General features: G+C 35.3%; 25 protein-coding genes. 3 read left to right on the forward strand and 22 right to left on the reverse strand.

Going from position 1 to position 17,689, the window contains the following annotated elements; all coding sequences use genetic code 11:
- Window positions 1-9: 9 nt before the first annotated feature.
- The 10 genes from IEV35_RS04675 to IEV35_RS04720 all read right to left on the reverse strand — a co-directional run bounded on the left by IEV35_RS04675 (window position 10) and on the right by IEV35_RS04720 (window position 7,581).
- A complete protein-coding gene (locus IEV35_RS04675) occupies window positions 10-465 on the reverse strand; it encodes a GNAT family N-acetyltransferase (RefSeq protein ID WP_188383549.1) in 456 nt (151 codons plus the stop codon).
- A 103-nt stretch (window positions 466-568) separates the two neighbouring features.
- Window positions 569-925 (reverse strand): hypothetical protein, encoded by a 357-nt coding sequence (locus tag IEV35_RS04680; RefSeq protein WP_188383550.1) that lies wholly within the window; start codon window positions 923-925, stop codon window positions 569-571.
- A gap of 353 nt (window positions 926-1,278) precedes the next feature.
- A complete protein-coding gene (lepB, locus tag IEV35_RS04685; RefSeq protein ID WP_308419766.1) occupies window positions 1,279-1,827 on the reverse strand; it encodes a signal peptidase I in 549 nt (182 codons plus the stop codon).
- Between the two features lie 47 nt (window positions 1,828-1,874).
- The gene (locus IEV35_RS04690) at window positions 1,875-2,144 is read right to left on the reverse strand and encodes a hypothetical protein (RefSeq protein WP_188383551.1); all 270 of its coding nucleotides are present in this window, start codon (window positions 2,142-2,144) and stop codon (window positions 1,875-1,877) included.
- Window positions 2,145-2,391: 247 nt separating this feature from the next.
- Window positions 2,392-3,129, reverse strand: coding sequence for a hypothetical protein (locus IEV35_RS04695; RefSeq protein ID WP_188383552.1), 738 nt, complete (start codon window positions 3,127-3,129; stop codon window positions 2,392-2,394).
- Window positions 3,119-3,643, reverse strand: coding sequence for a sigma-70 family RNA polymerase sigma factor (locus IEV35_RS04700; protein WP_188383553.1), 525 nt, complete (start codon window positions 3,641-3,643; stop codon window positions 3,119-3,121). The genes IEV35_RS04695 and IEV35_RS04700 overlap by 11 nt, the downstream gene beginning before the upstream one ends.
- A 405-nt stretch (window positions 3,644-4,048) precedes the next feature.
- Window positions 4,049-5,284, reverse strand: coding sequence for a DNA polymerase IV (locus tag IEV35_RS04705; RefSeq protein WP_188383554.1), 1,236 nt, complete (start codon window positions 5,282-5,284; stop codon window positions 4,049-4,051).
- A 94-nt stretch (window positions 5,285-5,378) separates the two neighbouring features.
- The gene (locus IEV35_RS04710) at window positions 5,379-6,095 is read right to left on the reverse strand and encodes a hypothetical protein (protein WP_188383555.1); all 717 of its coding nucleotides are present in this window, start codon (window positions 6,093-6,095) and stop codon (window positions 5,379-5,381) included.
- A gap of 77 nt (window positions 6,096-6,172) precedes the next feature.
- Window positions 6,173-6,772: a hypothetical protein gene (locus IEV35_RS04715; RefSeq protein WP_188383556.1), complete on the reverse strand. Its 600-nt coding sequence runs from the start codon at window positions 6,770-6,772 to the stop codon at window positions 6,173-6,175.
- 56 nt (window positions 6,773-6,828) lie between these two features.
- Window positions 6,829-7,581: a DUF5694 domain-containing protein gene (locus IEV35_RS04720; RefSeq protein WP_188383557.1), complete on the reverse strand. Its 753-nt coding sequence runs from the start codon at window positions 7,579-7,581 to the stop codon at window positions 6,829-6,831.
- A 176-nt stretch (window positions 7,582-7,757) separates the two neighbouring features.
- Between IEV35_RS04720 and IEV35_RS04725 the strand changes: the two genes are divergently transcribed.
- On the forward strand, window positions 7,758-8,807 hold the full coding sequence (locus IEV35_RS04725; protein ID WP_188383558.1) for an ATP synthase beta subunit C-terminal domain-containing protein: 1,050 nt from the start codon (window positions 7,758-7,760) through the stop codon (window positions 8,805-8,807).
- Window positions 8,808-9,630: 823 nt separating this feature from the next.
- Here IEV35_RS04725 and IEV35_RS04730 read toward each other — a convergent pair.
- The 7 genes from IEV35_RS04730 to IEV35_RS04760 form a co-directional block, all read right to left on the reverse strand.
- Complete coding sequence (locus tag IEV35_RS04730; RefSeq protein ID WP_308419767.1) at window positions 9,631-10,323, reverse strand: alpha/beta fold hydrolase; 693 nt, start codon at window positions 10,321-10,323, stop codon at window positions 9,631-9,633.
- Between the two features lie 23 nt (window positions 10,324-10,346).
- Entirely contained in the window at window positions 10,347-11,306 is a 960-nt protein-coding gene (locus tag IEV35_RS04735) for an acetamidase/formamidase family protein (protein WP_188383559.1), read from the reverse strand.
- 281 nt (window positions 11,307-11,587) lie between these two features.
- A complete protein-coding gene (locus tag IEV35_RS04740) occupies window positions 11,588-12,388 on the reverse strand; it encodes a class I SAM-dependent methyltransferase (RefSeq protein ID WP_229740653.1) in 801 nt (266 codons plus the stop codon).
- A 19-nt stretch (window positions 12,389-12,407) separates the two neighbouring features.
- A complete protein-coding gene (locus IEV35_RS04745; RefSeq protein ID WP_188383561.1) occupies window positions 12,408-12,800 on the reverse strand; it encodes a GNAT family N-acetyltransferase in 393 nt (130 codons plus the stop codon).
- Window positions 12,801-12,836: 36 nt separating this feature from the next.
- The gene (locus IEV35_RS04750; protein WP_188383562.1) at window positions 12,837-13,043 is read right to left on the reverse strand and encodes a hypothetical protein; all 207 of its coding nucleotides are present in this window, start codon (window positions 13,041-13,043) and stop codon (window positions 12,837-12,839) included.
- Window positions 13,044-13,091: 48 nt separating this feature from the next.
- On the reverse strand, window positions 13,092-13,382 hold the full coding sequence (locus IEV35_RS20430) for a TIGR04104 family putative zinc finger protein (protein WP_188383563.1): 291 nt from the start codon (window positions 13,380-13,382) through the stop codon (window positions 13,092-13,094).
- A 120-nt stretch (window positions 13,383-13,502) separates the two neighbouring features.
- Window positions 13,503-13,856, reverse strand: a complete 354-nt coding sequence (locus IEV35_RS04760) for a DUF2200 domain-containing protein (RefSeq protein ID WP_188383564.1) — start codon at window positions 13,854-13,856, stop codon at window positions 13,503-13,505.
- Between the two features lie 160 nt (window positions 13,857-14,016).
- Between IEV35_RS04760 and IEV35_RS04765 the strand changes: the two genes are divergently transcribed.
- Both IEV35_RS04765 and IEV35_RS04770 read left to right on the forward strand, forming a co-directional pair.
- Window positions 14,017-14,352, forward strand: coding sequence for an ArsR/SmtB family transcription factor (locus IEV35_RS04765; RefSeq protein ID WP_188383565.1), 336 nt, complete (start codon window positions 14,017-14,019; stop codon window positions 14,350-14,352).
- Window positions 14,353-14,372: 20 nt separating this feature from the next.
- Complete coding sequence (locus IEV35_RS04770) at window positions 14,373-15,326, forward strand: cation diffusion facilitator family transporter (protein ID WP_188383566.1); 954 nt, start codon at window positions 14,373-14,375, stop codon at window positions 15,324-15,326.
- A 56-nt stretch (window positions 15,327-15,382) separates the two neighbouring features.
- On the opposite strand, the gene IEV35_RS04775 is transcribed toward IEV35_RS04770, so the two are convergent.
- The 5 genes from IEV35_RS04775 to IEV35_RS04795 all read right to left on the reverse strand — a co-directional run bounded on the left by IEV35_RS04775 (window position 15,383) and on the right by IEV35_RS04795 (window position 17,676).
- On the reverse strand, window positions 15,383-15,649 hold the full coding sequence (locus IEV35_RS04775; RefSeq protein ID WP_188383567.1) for a hypothetical protein: 267 nt from the start codon (window positions 15,647-15,649) through the stop codon (window positions 15,383-15,385).
- Between the two features lie 39 nt (window positions 15,650-15,688).
- Entirely contained in the window at window positions 15,689-16,099 is a 411-nt protein-coding gene (locus IEV35_RS04780; RefSeq protein WP_188383568.1) for an HIT family protein, read from the reverse strand.
- Between the two features lie 290 nt (window positions 16,100-16,389).
- Window positions 16,390-16,833, reverse strand: coding sequence for an SRPBCC family protein (locus tag IEV35_RS04785; protein WP_188383569.1), 444 nt, complete (start codon window positions 16,831-16,833; stop codon window positions 16,390-16,392).
- The gene (locus IEV35_RS04790; RefSeq protein ID WP_188383570.1) at window positions 16,821-17,291 is read right to left on the reverse strand and encodes a GNAT family N-acetyltransferase; all 471 of its coding nucleotides are present in this window, start codon (window positions 17,289-17,291) and stop codon (window positions 16,821-16,823) included. Before IEV35_RS04790 ends, IEV35_RS04785 begins: the two co-directional genes overlap by 13 nt.
- A 13-nt stretch (window positions 17,292-17,304) precedes the next feature.
- Complete coding sequence (locus IEV35_RS04795; protein ID WP_188383571.1) at window positions 17,305-17,676, reverse strand: VOC family protein; 372 nt, start codon at window positions 17,674-17,676, stop codon at window positions 17,305-17,307.
- Between the last annotated feature and the right edge of the window lie 13 nt (window positions 17,677-17,689).

Below are 17,689 nucleotides of genomic sequence, written 5' to 3' on the forward strand. Positions count from 1 at the left end.
ATCCTGTTATTATCTATGTCCATCTTTCCTTGCTGGAATATAGCCATAATAGACACAATTTCCATTCTCTCTTAAGTCTTTCACTTCAAACCCACATTTTTCATAAAAACTAAAATTATTCGCAGAAGTATGTGCAAACCAATCGCCATGCGGGAGCTTCTGAACACAGAGTTCGACTAACTTCTGCCCAATCCCTCTCCCACGATACTCCGATAAAACGACTAAATCCATAATATTGGCAGCCATAATCTTATCAGAAATAACTCTGGCCATTGCAATCATTCGTTCCTCGTCCCAAACGGTAAATGCCCAGGTTGAGTTTTCGAATATGAGACTATTTTTTTCTTTTTGCCAATTTGGTACATTTCTAGTCCATCCGGCATCTTTAAATAATGCTTCAGCAGACTCAGCAGGTACACCTTGTGTTCCCTCTCTTAATACTAAACCATGGAAATATTGATACAACTTCTATACCTCCAAATGAACACGTTATCTATTAATCTGTTGTTATTTACATACTAACATAATTTTCTAATAATATTAGAATTTAAACAATAAAAAACAATTTTCATGTATCGTTTTCATTTAAGTTATTTAAATTGAAATTAATCTCCTGCAATATCTTTGCTGGTTCATCACACCTAAATACAATAGAGTTAACAAATTTCTTTCTTCCGTAAGCACTTGTTATGAATGCAGTTTCCTTTAATAGAATTTCATATTGCGGAGTATCTATACTCAACATGGCATAGTATGTATCCTTTGGAGTCTTCTCTCCAAATCCATTCTGTGCTTTAGCTGTTTTAATATTTTCTATATTACCCATATCTATTTCTATTCGAGTCTGAAAACCAAGTTGAATAAGGAGTTTATCATCGTAAATAGCATGAGGTAATAATCGAGTGGAATGATAAAGTCCTGCCATATAAAGTAAAGGGTAAACATTAAGTATGGTGACAATCCACATTTAATACAAACGATATATATGTAAATAGGATTGGCTTCGAATTAGGTCGAATCCATAACCAACATTTAGTTATTGTTGGGATTATCATTAACATGATGGTTACTATGAATACGATAAGATAATAATACTATTCATTCGTAGAAGACTGAAACTCCCACCCCAAAAGCCAATGAGGATTAAAAATAAGAATGGAATAGAGTATATTTTAATGATAACTACCTCCACTACAATTAATACCTATCGCATTAAACAACTTAGCTATTATTCAAGTACTGACTCCATCCAAAGATTCTTTTAAACAACATTTATATTTACTTTCCAATAATCTTTATTTCTTTAAATGGAAAATATACAATATTTGTTGTTCCGATTACTTTATCCATCGGGATCGCTCCTATATGGCGACTATCTCTACTATTCTGTCGATTATCTCCTAGTACAAACAAGTGTCCTTCTGGAACAACCTCACTACCTACAGCAGTTTCTTCTAATGTAAAGGAACCAGTTAAAGGACCATCTACCTCTTCTTTGAAAGTATCTAGATAAGGCTCTTCATAAGGGATCCCATTAATATATAAAATATCGTCTCTATATTCAACACGATCTCCTGGTAACCCGATGACACGTTTTATGTAATCTTCTGTTTCTGACTTCTGAAATACAACAATATCAAACCTTTCAGGTTCACCTAATTTAGTTACTATCATTCGTTCCTTATTATGTAACGTTGGTTCCATCGAAGAGCCCTTCACAATAACTGGCGTAAATAAAAATGTTCGAATTAAAAAAGCTATTAAAATAGCAATTATCAATGCCTTTGTCCATTGCCAAAGTTCATTTTTCCCTTTAATCGTTTCCAATTCAAATCATCCTCCCACATTCAAACTTTCTATCTATTGATATATGATTAGTTTCCAACTACTATTAACACAATGTTATCTACTTTAGAACGCATTACCGCAAGATGGCCACCAAACGGCTTTTCAATCGGCGTCTGTATCCAGTGAATTTTTTCATTTTCTTGATGTGTTTGATAAAAATCTTTTACGTCTTCCACTAGTACTTCGATATCAGGATCTTTAAACTGTTCACTATCATGTAATACAAACTCTGCACCACCATCAATAAATGTTAGACCAACCATATTTGAGCCATCTATTTGGTTCGATTGAAACAACTCTATTCTCCAAAAGTGCTTTTATAAAATGCAACAGACTGTTCCAAATTTGGTGTAAAAAGTGGAACTGCTTGGATAGTTCTAATATTGCCATTATTATTCGTAGTCATCAAACCTCTCCTTTTTATCCAATCTACCGAATCCGTTAACTAAATATTACCATAATTCACATCTAACAAGAGGAAAAATCACATAAAAAATCCGCCAAATTGATTGACGGATGTATTTTTATTATTCTTAAAGAAATCTATTCACTCCACTCAGCTTTCATAAATTCCTCTTCTACTAAATTCTCGATCCATTCGATATTAATTGGACCGTTTAATACCTTATAATAACCGTCTCTCGTTCCCATAATATATAGTCGATTTTCATATACTGAAGCATAAGTGATTTTCCCATTTGAATAAATAGTAATGTTAAAATGCTTCTTCTCTTGAGATAAATCGTACTTATCCCATTCCCTGTCTTTCATCTTTTTAACACGATATTGACTGAAGAATTCCTTTATTTCTTCCGCATGTTCCCTCTTATCTGTCCACCATATATAGTGATTCACATATAACTCTTCAAATTTATTAGTATTAAAATTAATCACATCATCTAGGTCTTTTTCTCTATGATCATTAATAGTGATGGCGATAGGAATAGCAATAAGAATGACGAGAAAGATAATAAAATTCTTTCCTTTATTCAGCCCTCTTCTTAACGCAAATACTGCAATTTTCTCAGCTAAAAAAGCCATAAGTGGGATGACCGCTAATACATACAATAAAATGGCTATGAGTGTAAAATCCCGCGTATTCCAAGGAAAGTACCTATCGAAGAAATTAGCATAAAAATAAAAGCTAAATGGAATTAAAATAATAAAAAATATGTAAAATAACGCCTTGCCCTTTCCTTGATTCACACCTTGCATACTTCTTTTATGTAAGTTCTTTGGAATCTCAATCTTTTCCATTTCTTGTTTTATCTTATTTTTCATCATCATCACCTCTTTTCATCTTTTTTCGTAGCTTGGCTAGCGCTCGATAAAGTATTGTTTTAACTGTACCTAACGGCATTTCCAAAGTTTCGGCTATTTCTTTCATCGTTAAGTCTTCATAAAACCGTAAAATTATAATACTTTTTTCATCTGGATGTAAATATTCCATTAAATCCTGGAGAGATAAATCTAATTCAATATCATCATTCAACTCTTCGGTTAATTGATCCTCATATTCTTTCGGTAAGTGAATAAGTTTTCGTTGTTTCTTTAATAAATCAAGTGAACAATTTATCGCTATCCGAATTAACCATGTTTTAAAGTAGTTCGGTTGTTTTAACTTTTTTATTGTTTTAAATGACCGGTAGGCTGTCTCTTGTACAACATCTAGGGCGTCATTTTGATTTTTCACATAGATAAAGGCAATTCGATAAATGTCTTCTTCATACCGTTGGAATAAAGTTAGAAATGCTTGATCACTGCCTTTTTGGGCTTTTTTGACTAAATCTTTCAAGTTACAGACACCCCCTCTTTTTTCTCTCTATCTATTAGACAGTTAAAAGTAACATTTGGCTTTATAAAATTATATTTATTTTTATTTGGGCGTAAAAACCCGCCCCGTAATATACTTCGCTTTCCGTGGGCGGCTGGTGAGCCAGGCAACTACAATGAGTTTGCTTCCTTGCTGCCTTGCACCGAGGAAGCCTACTGCGTAGCGTTACTTGTAGACGCAGGTGCATCTCGGGGTCTCACCGATGCCTTTCCTCCCACAGGACAAGGAACGCTTCGACAGCGAAACATCGCACGCAGAAAAAGCGTTCTCCTTTTTCAAGGAGTCTCCGTATATTCCGGGGCTAGTGTCTGCACATCTGCTTTATAGCTAATATGCCATTGGTTTATTTTTATGAATACAAGATATCTACTTCCTAAAATCATCCAAAAAATCTTTCTGAAAGCTTGTTCGTGGTTGGTCTTTTATTTCTTCTTTTATTTCAACGAATGGATTTTTTCCAAACTTCTCTGTTAAATGTTCTATTGTTGTATAAAGTTTTTCTTTTTCTGCGTCTTTCTTATACGTAAATAGATCTAATTGGTGCACAATATTCTGTTTTTCTTCTATATCTTGAATCGTTACTCCTAACAATCGGATTGGTTCATTATTCCAATGTTGGTTAAAAAGTTCTAACGCAACTTTTAATATATCTTCTTTCTTTTCGATAAAATTAGGCAATTTCTTACTTCTCGTAATCGTTTTTCGGTCATGAAACCTGACAGTTATTTGAACCGTACGACCGGCTGCATTTTTTCGCTTTAGCCGAGTTTCCACATTCGCAGCTAGGGAAGAAAATAAAGCGCGTATTTCTTGTTCATCGGTTGTGTCCATTGGTAATGTCTCTGAACTACCAATACTTTTAAAATCATTCACTGCATCGGGATCAACCGGCCTCAAATCAATGCCATTGGCACGGTTTTTTAACCGTTCGCCATTAATCCCAAGTAACTGTTTCAATTGATAGACATCTGCTTCTGCTAAATCTTTTATCGTATAAATTTCAATTCCATTCAATTTTTCTGCCGTTTTTTTACCGACACCATACATCTCACCAACTGGTAAAGGCCAGAGAACGTTTTGAATATCACGTTTCCTTAATATCGTAATTCCCATCGGCTTCTTCATATCGGAAGCCATCTTAGCTAGAAACTTATTTGGTGCTATGCCAATACTACAAGGTAAATCTAGCTCTTTTTTTATTTTTGCCTGTAGATTTCTAGCTAGCTCGACCGTTTTCGACGGTGGAGTTGCATCGGTTACATCCATATAACCTTCGTCTATAGATACTGGTTCTACATAAGGAGTAACTTGATACATAATTTTAAATATTTCACTGGAAGCCATCCGATAACGTTCAAAGTTTGGTCCAACAACAATTAATTCGGGACAAAGCTTTCTTGCTTCCCAAATCGGCATTGTTGTTTTTACTCCTTTAGCACGAGCTTCATAATTACTTGTAATAATAATTCCGCGTCTTTCTTCTGGATTACCAGCTACCGCAAGAGGCTTACCACGGTAAGCAGGGTTGTACGCCGTTTCCACAGAAGCATAAAAGCTATTCATATCTAAATGAAATATAATCCGCGCATTTGTAGCTTTCATTTCGACTAGACACCTTTCCGAACAGTTGTTTCTTTACTTTATTATAACACAAAATGAAAAGGCCCTTTACATGTGTAAACGACCTAACAAATTGTTATTCTATTTTGTCCGGGTTAATAAACTGTTCCATATCGTCACTAAGAACATTTGTGTCCCAAGGATGCCAGTAATACGTATAACCATCATATTTTAATCCATATTGATAGGCTATTTCATCTCCAGTATAGAATATCATCTTATAATAAATTGGATCACCATTCTGGGTATTAGGCTGAAAATATGGAGTAACTTCTCCTTCATCTAAATAGTTTAGTAAACTATGAATATCTTCTTGTTTAGTTACTTCATTGAGTAATTGATAGTCTGGCCATAGATGTTGATAAATATCGATTTTCTCCACTTCATCATGAGCCATATCATCGTAATGCCATTTATAATCCCCATCAACTGAATAATAGAGTTGATAACCATTAATTTCATCATCGGATTCAACCGCTAATAAATTCGGATGTCCTTTCACTTCATACAAAGGTGTCCCTTCGTCCAGAAATGCTGCATCCCCATCTTTAATGGCGTAACTAGGGTTTTTAATATTTTTTTCTACATTAAATTGTACTTCCCCTATTACCTGACCAATTGATTCATCACTCGTTATTACTGCATCATATAAATAATTGTATTCTACTCCATCCCATTTAATAAAATCTACCCAATCAATGATAATATGTTGATTATTCGGGTTGATTTGAGTTATCGATTGGCAACCATATAAAAATAGCGGGACAATTAATATGGGTAATAACTTTTTCATGTCATAACCTCCAAACAGCATTGAAAAATCGGTACTTCTATACTATCAGACGGTTCTTTTATGAAGATTGTTTCATCTTACTTTAATAATGCTAGCCTTTCATCTCGTGAGGCATCATAAAAACTAGAAAACATCATAAAACTGTTCATATAGCTGACATGAAGGTTATGAAATTGTATGCGTAAGTCCTTTTTGGAAGCGAAACTATTATTCTTCAAATTCAATAGGTCTTTCTCTAAGGCTAATATATCTCTAATACTCTGCATTAAATAGTTTTTACTTTCTATTGAATAATCCACTTTCTCCACTAAGTCTAGAAGATTATCTCTCGTATTTTCTACGTCAAATAATAAATTATCTAAATCAGATTTTTTCATTTTTAATGGATCTTTGCTTAATAACCAATCCTGCTTAAAAAATGGAAATATGTATTGTGATCTGTCTAAAGTTAAATCAAAATCTTGGTTTGAGTACAAATCTTTTAAATCATTCTCCAGTTTTTCCTCAAAATCATTTATATCTCTTACGTATTCACCAACCATTACTGGATCAGGGGAATACGAATATGTTTTGTAAACACTAAAGATTGAAAATGGATAAAACCAAGTCATGATCAGGATAAAGATTACTACTAAGCTTATAATACTTGCTGTAATTACTTTTGTTGTTTTTGACATATTTTCCCCCTAGGTAAAACTTCCTTTTCTTTCTATCTCTATTCTAATGCAATACATCAACGTGTTAAATAGTCTCTTACATTTTCCACCTGAAAACGTCCACTTTCTTGTAAGAACTGCAATAACAAATGAATATGCCCTGCCCCATATAAAACAAAAATTCGGTCTTCATTAGAGGTAGCCATATTAACGATATTCTTATAGATAAGCAAGTTCCGATAATACCAATAATGTGCTGTCCATTTTGCCCCAACTGGATTCTCCTTACTCCCCATTAACGAAAGAGTCATATACAGTTCATGATTCTCTCTTACCGTATTCGGATCATTTAACCAAAGCAAAAATTCACCGATCGTATGATTATTAAAATACTCTTGCATCTCATTCGCTATGCGCTGTCCCTTTTCCATCGCTTCTCTAAAAAATACAGTCTCTTCAGTCCTTCCTTCTTCCTCTAAATTAGGTAAACCCTCCATGTCCTCATTCCAATCCACAGCATGAATTTCATGAAGGTTCATTTCTTTCGCCAATCGATAACCAATTTGATCACGTTCATCTGCTGTTAATTGATATGATCCATCTAAATAAGACAAATATTGCTGATTCATTTCTTGTTGGAGTTTAGTAGTTTGCTCCAGTGCGATTTTTGTAGGTTGAAATTTTTTCAAACATTCAACCACATGCTGCATTTCTTGTTGCCTTGTATTTGATAAAATATCATCTAATTGTGTGTTAAACATATCTTGATTTGGATTCCCGAAATGATCGGACCCAAGAACAAGTATCGTTGGTTTTTCGGCTTTCGTCATTTTTTATCCCCCTAATTTAATTTTATAAAGAGTTGGTTAGACCCACTTTCTACAATAACACAATTTTCAAACAATGAACTATAAATTCCAACTACATTCGTTCAGCTAAATAGTGTATGATAAAATAAATTACTAGATTTCATACATATATGATTCCTTTGGAAGGAGCGAGCTTGATGGAAAATTTAACACTTAATGTTGCTTTGCTACGTAAACGAGTTCCTAATTTAACCGTTGCTGCGAAAGAAAAAGGGTTACGGCCAGCAACTGTTTCTAATTTATGTACCGGGAAGACCCCAGTTGGTCGCGCAGAACTTCGTACAATTGTCGCATTAGCCGAACTTGCAGAATGTAAAATTGATGATTTAATTATCCGTGGTCATGAAATGAAAATGATTGAGACAGGGATTAAAATAGTAGACTTCTTTTCTCCAATTACTAGGGGAGGAATTAATGGATTCATTGCAAGATCAGGCATGGGACAACTCGTCCTTCTTGCTGAAATACTTTACCGATTAAAAAAAGAGAACTACACGACAATGCTATTCATGCCAGACACTAGTAGTCCTGAGTTAAAAGAAGTAATTGAGTCGTCTGACATCCTAATTCGTAATTTAACTTCTGCGTTTGAAGCGATTCCTAATTTAAACGGTAATGTAATACTTGCTGCTGATAAATCTTTGGTTGCTACTGGTGAAATCTATTCCTTACTTGATAAACTAAATGCAATTGATGGTCTATCAACAACTACATTCCTTGTCGATCCAACTGGAGAGGCCGTAGATGAAGAGCTTCCTTATGGTCCATTGGATTCTCATATTGTCTTTGATACGGAATTAATTTCTAGAAAACTATTCCCTGCTATCAATCCGATTTCCTCCACTTCCATGATTACGGAGAATAATGAAAATGATAAGAAACATATGGAATTACTACAAAAAGCAAGGAAAATACTCCGCCGCTATCGTGAACTAAGATTCTTGGTTAATGCATTTGGTTTTGATAGATTACAGTTTGCTGATAAAGAAATATATAAAAGAGGTGAGCGACTAGAAGCTTATCTGACACAACGCTTCTTTGTGGCAGAACCTTATACAAAAAAGAAAGGTGCTTCTATTTCATTAGGAGTCGTGCTTGATGATGTGAATCGAATTATTGATGGACAAGTAGATGAACTATCATCAGAGAAGCTGTTGTATATTGGATCACTGAATGAAGTAATGTGACTAGTTGTTTCCTATTAAATTAATTTAAAGTCCTTCATTTGAGTGGTGATGAAGGACTTTTGCTTTGGATTATTAACGTATTTGGCTATGGGGCGGGATGAGTGACCGTTGCAACGAATTTTTGATTGCTATAGGCACTCATTGCCACTATGAGTGACGATTGCAACGAATTTTATCTTGCTACGGGCACTCATACGCTTCATGAGTGACCGTTACAACGATTTTTAGCTTGCTGTGGGCACTCATTTGCTTCATGAGTGACCGTTGCATCGAATTTTGTCTTGTTACTGGCACTCATATGCTTCATGAGTGACAGTTGCATCGAATTTTGTCTTGCTACGGGCACTCATTGCAGCTATGAGTGACCGTTGCATCGAATTTCATCTTGCTATGGGCACTCATACGCTTCATGAGTGACCGTTACAACGATTTTTAGCTTGCTACGGGCACTCATTTGCTTCATGAGTGACGGTTGCAACGAATTTTGTCTTGCTACGGGCACTCATACGCTTCATGAGTGACAGTTATAACGAATTTTAGCTTGCTACGGGCACTCATACACTTCATGAGTGACGGTTGCAACGAATTTTGTCTTGCTACGGGCACTCATACGCTTCATGAGTGACAGTTATAACGAATTTTGTCTTGCTACGGGCACTCATTACCGCTATGAGTGACGGTTACACTGAATTTTCCATTGCTACGGCCACTCATTACCGCTATGAGTGACGGTTACACTGAATTTTCCTTCGCTACGGGCACTCATACACCCCATGAATGACAGTAACAATGAATTCCCCCTTGCTTCAGGCACTCCCCCCTCCTATAAACGCCCAAAAAACTCTACTATACTATTCAAAAACTCTTCTATTCTATCATGATGTACACGATGTCCCGCCCCCTCAATAGATACAAATTCACAATTAGGTATTAACTCAGCTACTTCACGTAGTTTATCTTGAGGAATGTTACTATCAGCACCACCAATAATAAGCGTTGGTGTTGAAATTATTGGGAGCTGCTCCCACCATTCTGGATTTGGTTCATTTAACTGAGTCATAATAGATTGAAAGACATTCCAATCAAATGGCAAAGGGTAGTCTGGCTTTGGTGGAATTTCCTTAAAGCTCTCTGGAAATGGTGGCGGTGTATCGACTATGATTAACTTTTCTAATCTTGATGCATACTTTTGTGCAAATAAATAGGAAACCGTCCCTCCCATTGAATGGCCTAAAAGGATAAATTTATCCAATTTCAATTCATTTACGAATTGAAATAAATCCTCACACATCTCCTCAAAAGAGTAGTTCTTCGTTCTTGCACTATCACCATGTCCTCGTTGATCCAGCGCTAGAAAACGATAGGAATCTCCTAATCTAGCAGCTACTTGTTCCCAAGAATCAGAACTTGTTCCTAGTGAATGTAATGCAACTATTGTTGGTGCTGCTAGATTCCCACTCTCCATATAATGAAAGATATTTCCATTCAGCTTTATTTTTCTACTCAAACGCTCCAATCTTTTTCCTCCTTAGGTTTCTATTATTTGATTAAAGCATCAAAAGGTAAAAATGCATGAACACCTTTCGAAAAATTTACAACTTGTGTAATACGTAGATCAACAACCATGGTTGCGCATGTATAGGCTTCTGTTCGGGAAATATTAAATAATTCCGTCATCCAATCAATCATGTCACTTAACGCAAGCCACATCGCTTCGGCTAGATCTTCATGAAATGCCATCGTGATCCATCCAGTCTCTGTTTTAGCTCGAGGTCTTTCAATTTTCATATCTTCTTTAACTGTCAATGTTAAGCTGACTCGTTCCATTGGACATTCTAATGCTGGCCCAGACACTTCACCATCCCCTTGTGCAGCGTGGCCATCACCTGTAGAAAACAATCCGCCTTCAACGGCTATTGGTAAATATAATGTGCTACCGGCTTGTAATTCTTTACAATCGATATTTCCACCCGTGTTTCGAGGAACAAATGTAGAATGCTGCCCAGCCTCATCTGTAGGCATGCCCATAATCCCCATGAATGGTCGTAGTGCAACTCTGTAATCAAAATCACCGAATTGACTTTTTCCAATCATATTTTCTATATCTAACTCAAAATCAAAAAGCACTTCTTTCTCTTGCTCAAACCCTAAATTCTTATTCCAATAGCTTGGAAATCCACCTCCTGAAGTCCAGCCCCATATACCAGGCTGAATCTCTTTTATCTGGATCTCTAATGTTTGCCCAGGCTTAGCATTCTGAATATAGATTGGACCAACTAATGCATGACCAAATTGATTAGTTTGTCGTTCAGGCTTTAAACCAGTAAATTTCTTCCGTGGTGCACCTGGAGCTTCTCGCTTTTCTAATCCCCATGCAGAATCTAATGTTCGAAAAATGACCGTATCTCCAGATTGAATCGTTAGTGCAGGTTCTAAATCTTTGCTAAAAAATCCATGTAACGTCTCTGCCGTAGGCTCTAGCTTATAAATATTGGACATTGTTATAAACCACCTTTTCTTAGGTTTTTGTGGGAAATAGCTGAATATCGATTGTGGTCCGGACACAATTTCAACAACCTCAATTTCAACTACATAGTAACATAAATTACTCTATAAAGTAAATATAAAATTTAGATAATTATATATTTTTCAGTTAACAATTTCCTTTGATGTATTTCGTCAATTTTTTCGACAAAAAAAGTATGTCCGTTACATAGAACATACTTCTTTCTTATTTTCTCTTTATTCTTGTAGTGAGTTTTTTCTATCTTGACTTTCAGCTATTTCTTGAGCGCCAATATAACAGATAAATCTATTTGCTCCTTAAAGATTCCAGTAGGATTAATCTTTAAAAGCTCATCTTTTAAGTTATCTTCAAAAGCTTTTACATTTTCTCCAAGAAACCTTTTGTTACCATAAGATGTAGAGTATAAGTTTCCTAGAATGGAAGCGATCGTCCATTTTTGTTCATAAGCTGGAAGTTTATGTATTTCAAGTTCAAAATTTGATTGACTTACCACTTCTTCGTGGGTCATTTTAGGATGATTGTAAGTTGTTTTTCCTGCCCTTCTCTCTGCACCATACCACTGTTTTACAAGGCTAGTAACTTTTTTTTGCCAACGTAATGGTTCTTGACTTGGATTATAATGATCAATGATTGCCACACCACCACCATTATCGACTAACTCATATAAATCAGCCAGCACCTTTTCTCTATCCATCCAATGAAATGCTTTTGCAATGGTGACTAATCGAAACGTTTGTTTGAAATTATCGGTATATGTATCCAATTCACCAATGTACCAGTCAATGTTTTCGACTCTTGTTTCTGTTGAAATTCGTTTTGCCTCTTCTATCATTTCTGGTTCCATGTCAATGCCTACAATTTCATCAAACCAATCAGAAAATCGACAAGTTAACTGCCCAGTCCCACATCCTAAATCAAGCATCCTACCACTTCCATCTAATGAAAATTTGTATACTAAGAAGCGAATAAGAGAGGAGGGATACATTGGTCTATAACGAGCATAATAGGTTGCTGTTCCTTTAAATAACTCCCTGCCGTAATTTACCACTTTCATACTCCTTGTCTGTATAAATTTACTTCCTATGCATGACAACTTGTTTTTTACTATGCTTAAAGCTATTAGTCTCATAAAATGGAATCAGTTCACTTTCACAAAACAAGCTAATAACATCAATATGAGAGAGTTCTTCTAATAAGAAGGAAACTAAATCCTTACCTATTCCTGACTTTTGGTAATCATTATGAATCACAACATCTTCTATATAAGCTCTAAATTTACCATACGTAACAGCTCTTGCAAAACCTATCAGTTCGTTGCCTTGCCATGCACCAACAGAAATCCCTTGCTCTAACATCCTTTGTATATCGCTTTCTTCTCTTTCTTCCCACCAACCAATATGGTTATATAGTTCCTTAACTTGCTTAGCTGGAATTGGTCTTTCAATATAACTCTTAACCTGCATCATACAGCCTCCATGACATTGGTAACTTTCCAATTAATCTCATCCAAAATTACGGTCCAAAAATAATAGTAAATAACTAACTATACAAAGGTTTATTGCAATTTGCGTTACAATATAAACAAATCTTTCCTGAGAAGTTAATTTTCTTTCTCTTCTTATCTTTTTAAAATGACGATAATAGTAGATTGCACAAAGAAGTAATATGACTGCCGATATTTGGAAAATGCTCTCCAATATGTTAATCATTATTACGTCCTCCTCTAACTTCCTGTCATTCTCAAAAAAAGAACAATATTATATACGTTCTACTTTCACAAAAAAAGGAACAATTAATGTAATAACTAACCCTAAAAGAATTATGGATGGTAATCCGATAAAGATACTCCAAGGGAGAGGTAAGAAACGGTTTATATACCAACCCGATACCATCATCGGAATCAATATAGCTAGTGATATATAGTTATGAGATGTTATTTTATAGATAGAATCGCACGTATTACACTGTATTGTTTTATTAGGAAACCATGTTGAAATGTAGACACTTTTCCACTGAATATTTTTTTGACACGACATACATTTTGGCATTTTGTTTTGATCCCCTTAGAATATACTATTTCTACCACAATACTAACATAATATTTCGAAAATAATATGTAAATAAACAAAAAACACTGTTCCTTTCAACTTGGAATCAGTGTTTCTTATTTATGGTTTTCTTAAAATCTTCTCCATTGCCTTACCTTTTGCTAATTCATCAATCAGCTTATCCATATATCGAGCTTCTTTCATTAAAGGGTCCTCAATCTCTTCGATACGAACACCACAAATGACACCTTTAATCAATGCTCGTGATGGATTCAGGTTAGGTGCTTCAGCAAAAAATGTTTCGAAGTTTGTCTTATTTTCAATATGTGCTTCTAATTGCTCCTGGCTATAACCGGTTAACCAACGGATGATTTCATCGACTTCTGATTTCGTGCGTCCCTTTTTCTCTGCTTTTGTTACATAATGCGGATATACACCTGCGAAACTCATTTTATAAATCCTATGCTTGGCCATCATTACCCTCCCTTACGTTTCCTTTATTATAAATCGATATTTACTATTAGTTCAAATAAAATAGGAATTATATCCTTTGACATTCACAACATGTAACCTTATTCTATATATGAGCATATAATTATATATTAAATTATTCATATAAAAAGGAGAATAAGCGATGAGTGGAGAACAGGTTCAAGAAAAGGTCTTTAACGAAAAAGATCAACACTTAGATGAAGAAACGTTATTTGTTGTATCACAAACATTCAAAGCGTTGAGTGATCCAACACGAATTCGCATTTTAAATTTCTTATGTACTGGAGAACATTCTGTAACTGACATCGCAGAGACGTTAAATCTAAGCCAATCTAGTGTCTCCCATCAATTACGATTCTTGAAAAATTTACGTTTAGTTAAATTTCGCAGAGAAGGAACAACATTATACTATTCAGAAGATGATGATCACGTGATGAATCTATTGAAGCAAGCAATTGACCATGCGGAGCATCATTAATAATAAGGGAGGACAACAGTTTGGGACACGATCATGGTCATGACCATACTCATGGGGCAAATAAGAAAGTATTGTTAATTAGTTTTATCATTATTACACTTTATATGATTGTCGAAGCGATTGGCGGATTTCTAACAAATAGTCTCGCCTTGATAGCAGATGCAGGACATATGTTAAGTGATGCTATCTCACTTGGTATTGCTTTACTCGCTTTTACATTTGGTGAAAAGGCTGCTAATTATAGTAAAACATTTGGATATAAACGATTTGAAATATTAGCTGCTGTGTTAAATGGAGTAACACTAATAATAATTGCCATTTTTATCTTTTATGAAGCAATCATTCGTTTCCAAAATCCACCGGAAGTAGCTTCTACTGGTATGTTAATTATCGCTTGTATAGGGTTACTCATTAATATTATAGTAGCCTGGATTATGATGCGTGGTGGAGATGTTGAAGATAACTTGAACATGCGTGGAGCATATTTGCATGTAATTAGCGATATGCTAGGCTCCATTGGTGCAATCATCGCTGCATTACTTATTATCTTTTTCGGTTGGGGTTGGGCTGATCCACTAGCAAGTGTCATCGTTGCTATACTTGTGTTGCGAAGTGGCTACTTCGTTACTAAGTCAGGTCTTCATGTTCTGATGGAAGGAACACCGAAAAATGTGGATATAGAAAAGGTAGTACAAACAATAAGTCGTGCTAATGGGATCAAAGCTGTTCATGATCTTCATGTTTGGTCTATTACGAGTGGATTAAATGCACTTTCATGCCATGCTGTAGTCGATGATAAAATGACGATTGCTGAAAGTGAACAAGTGCTTCGTCAAATTGAACATGATTTGGAACACGAAAATATACATCATATGACGATTCAGCTAGAAACTTCCGCCCACATTCATGACAATTCGATCCTTTGTAATGTGCAAGCCGAATCTAGTGGCCATCATCATCACCATCATCATTGATCGGCTGGATAATAAAATAAAAATCCTCTCAAGCTATCCATGCCTGAGAGGATTTTTTATGGTTCATTCCAGAATAATACGCCATATAAGAGTGGTCCAATGAAAGTCAAAAGGAGAACAATGATGTTTCCAATGATACCAATTTTTCTGATTGTTCCTTTGCCTCCAAACCATGGAAGAATAATACCAATGATGGAACCAATTATTAGAAATGGAAATACTGCCTCATCTGGTACAAAATGAACGCCATTTAAAAATAGTAAATAAAGTATCACATTGAAAGTAAAAATAGCTACTGAAATAGTATGTACATATCTTTTCAATTTACAACAACTACTCCCCTCAATTGGATTAGATCATACCTATTTTTCTAAAATCCTTTTTAAACTAGTACTTATCATTTCAAATTCTTTCTTTGAAACAGAATTATCTGGCTCGATCCAAGAGAACCCATCATTTATATAACGTGGAAAAACGTGCATATGATAATGTTCTACATCTTTGAACTGACCATTATTCTGTAAAACTGTAATTCCATCTGTTTCTAGTAATCTTTCAAGAGCTATGGCAACTCTTTGAGCGGCATGAATAACATGTGCCAAACTATCTTGATCCACATCACTAAATTCTTGATAATGTTTTTTCGGAACTACTAATATATGACCGTTGGTAATTGGATATTTGTCCAAGAAGCAGCATACGAATTTATCTTCATAAACAATGTAAGCCTCTTCTTTTTTAGAAATGATATCACAGAAGATACAAGTTTCCAATGAAAATTTCCCCTTCTATTTTGAATTATGATTTAGAATTGGTGGATGAGTACTGTTATTATGAAATTATTAGTGCTTAGGTTACTCATTAATCATATGAGTGACGGTTGAATGACGAATCGCGGTACTATGGGCACTCATTAACCTTATGAGTGACCGTTGAGTGACGAATCTCGATGCTACGGGCACTCATCAGCCACATGAGTGACCGTTAAACAAATAATCACAGTGCTAACGGCACTCATACATAATATGAGAACCATAATAAACATCCCAAATACAAACACGTTTTATAAGTCTTCTTTATAAACAATTCCATGCTCTAAATATACTTTTAAAAGAGTAAGGGCTTCTCCCCAGCCAACCGCACACTGGATACAAGCTCTTAAATCCTTCTCAGAATTTGTATACCCTGTCTCATAAAGTGTAACTGCAGTCCCTTCCCTATAAGGTTCTAGCTCAAATCTAACGGTAGAAGGCTGTTCTCCAGGTGACCACTGAAATACAAATCGTTTATTGGATACAACCTCAAGTATCTTGCCACCATCTTCTATATCCACTTGGTCACTACCAAAATTTTCCCACCGCAGTATTATTTCGCCGTTTCCTTTATAATCCATTTCTAACATCGTATTATCTGTAAACCAAGCATTCCACCCTTCAGCAGAAGTCAGCGTCTGATACACCTTTTCAACAGGTGCTTTTATGTACGTACTATGATTTATTTCTGGCATAACAGATTCCTCCAATATCGGTTATTGTCATCCCTCTGCCTGAAACCTTTAGATTCATAGAAAGGTATGCCATATTTATTTCCTTCTTGGACTGACACATATTGCTCAATTGCACCTTTCCTTACATGTTCCTCAGTAAAAGCCGCCAATAATTTTGTACCTATTCCTTGATAGCGATATTGTTCATCAATATAAAATACATAGATTTCACTAATCGTCGGTTCAGTCATCATTCCACCAATCGTACCTACAACGCGGTCACCAACTAGAGCTACATGAGTATAAACTCCTTTTACAATATCCTCATGTACTCGTTTGTGATTGTACCAATGTTCTACATTTTTCTGTTGGTATTCCTCACTATATATTCCTTGAACAGTTTGCCGCCAACCAACCGAACAAATTCTACTAATCTCTTCTGTATGCTCTGGAGATGCTTGTTTAATCGATACCTTCATCGTTCACACCTCTTTAAATAGCTTGTACTATCCAAATTTTATATCCATCAGGATCCGCAATCACTGCTTCTTTAACACCCCAATCTCGATCAATCGGTGCTTGGACAATATCATAACCAGCTTCTTGAATGGATGAAACTGCGAAATGAACATCATCTACTAAAAATTCAATAACGATACCTTTTTCAACTGGTTCTGGCTCATCAATAATATGAAGTAAAATCGTTGGAGATTTATTGTCCGTTCCAATATGAAAATATGCCATACTTTCATCAACATATCCCTTTTCCAATCGCAATATTTTCTCATAAAAATAAATTGATTTCTCTAGGTCTTTTACTGGAATGACAATGGTGTTGAGTTTTTCAATCTTAAAATCGACCATTTAAAGTTTCCCC

The organism is Ornithinibacillus halotolerans (assembly GCF_014637405.1).
Taxonomy (GTDB): domain Bacteria; phylum Bacillota; class Bacilli; order Bacillales; family Amphibacillaceae; genus Ornithinibacillus; species Ornithinibacillus halotolerans.